This is a genomic window from Burkholderia sp. RS01, assembly GCF_039748055.1.
Classification (GTDB): Bacteria; Actinomycetota; Actinomycetes; order Actinomycetales; family Micrococcaceae; genus Arthrobacter.
Map to the genome: position 1 here is coordinate 1 of NZ_JBDLAK010000073.1, position 267 is coordinate 267.

1 rRNA gene is annotated in these 267 nt (G+C 56.9%); it reads right to left on the reverse strand.

Annotated features, from left to right (window positions below):
- Window positions 1–100, reverse strand: a 5S ribosomal RNA gene (gene rrf, locus ABFP37_RS22580); the annotation flags it as partial.
- Between the last annotated feature and the right edge of the window lie 167 nt (window positions 101–267).

Consider the following 267-nt stretch of genomic DNA (forward strand, 5'->3'; position numbering starts at 1 on the left):
TCTCCCACACCCTCCCGGGTGCAGTACCATCGGCGCTGTGGGTCTTAGCTTCCGGGTTCGGAATGGGACCGGGCGTTTCCCCCACGCTATGACCGCCGTAACCCTTGCTCCGCAACCCTTTTGGGGGTTGGGAAATTTGTGGTTACAACATCCCTTCCCGGTGAAGGGCAGGTGTGGTGTTGTTATGTAGTTGTTGGTTCCTGTGCAACAAACCGGTGGTGCGGGTTTGTTGGTTGGGAACCACATAGTGGACGCAAGCAGTCTTGT